The organism is Anaerobiospirillum succiniciproducens DSM 6400 (assembly GCF_000482845.1).
Lineage (GTDB): Bacteria > Pseudomonadota > Gammaproteobacteria > Enterobacterales > Succinivibrionaceae > Anaerobiospirillum > Anaerobiospirillum succiniciproducens.
In genome coordinates this window covers 1-1,016 of sequence record NZ_AXWV01000163.1, presented here as the reverse complement: position 1 = coordinate 1,016, position 1,016 = coordinate 1, and the positions used below count along the sequence as shown (strand labels likewise).

The following is a 1,016-nucleotide window of genomic DNA, read 5'->3' as shown; positions in this document are numbered from 1 at the left end:
GTGCGTAAATTATTTAAGAAAAGTTTGAAAAGTAGCCTATATATGGCAATCGTCTACATGGCAATTACGTTTATGATAACACTCTTGTATCAATTTAAGCCATTGATCTGGGCTGTTAAGCGATCAGAGATCTGAAGACCTGCTGCGTCATCTTTGGAGCTGTTGATACGAAGACCGCTTGAGAGTCTTTGGTATGAAGTGTTCAGCGCAAGAGTGGAGTTAGCGAGTTTGCGCTGAGCGTTAATAGAGCTAACGTTGGTATTAACGTATAAGGCCATGGTTATTGTCCTTTTCTTGTCCAGCACAAGCTAATGCGCTTGCCCCTCATCAGCATTTGCGACTCTACATGATTGCGTCACGGAGACTTGATTTAGGAGATGGACGTTGTTGTAGAGCCAATCAATGCATTCTCAAGCAAACTTAGCAGTGTGTTTGAGAATGAACTGATCGCTCATTCTTTTATATGCAGCATAGCCATAAGGCTATGCCTCGTTTAAGTAGCTAATGCTACAGAGTTACTACTGACCTAAAAGCTGCAGCGCAATAGTTGGACGCTGGTTAGCCTGTGTCAGAATAGTTTGAGATGCTTGCTGAATGATCTGATTAGAGGTCAGTGCAGCAGTCTCGGATGCAAAGTCAGTGTCGCGAATTCGTGAGCGGGCGTCGGATTCGTTCTCAGAAATTGAGGCCTGATTACGAATGGTACTTTCCATACGATTTTGTATTGCGCCAAAGGCCGCACGCTTGGAGTCTACTGCATCGATAAATGTGTCAATCTGCAATAAAGTTGTCTGTGCGCGCTTAGGATCGTCAACTAACCAGCGTACAGTAGATAAAAGCCAGTTACCATTATCCTTTGTTGCAAAGAATCCCTTAGTTAAATCTGCCTGTCCAATAGGAGTTTGCTTGTTGGCAGGATCATACTCTGCTGGAGCTAGGTTGTTAGCCATTTTGCCAATACCAAGAAGAGTGAAAGCATCGCATTTTAATGCAATTTCATCCTTAGCGTTGGCACC

Annotated in this window: 1 protein-coding gene and 1 pseudogene; both read right to left on the bottom strand. The window is 43.6% G+C overall.

Annotation, left to right across the window (positions count from 1 at the left end):
• Positions 1–92: 92 nt before the first annotated feature.
• Positions 93–278: pseudogene (locus H524_RS0112050) on the bottom strand (flagellin N-terminal helical domain-containing protein); the annotation flags it as partial.
• A gap of 240 nt (positions 279–518) precedes the next feature.
• A partial coding sequence (locus H524_RS0112045) for a flagellin (protein WP_027940362.1) occupies positions 519–1,016 on the bottom strand: 498 nt, incomplete at its 5' end.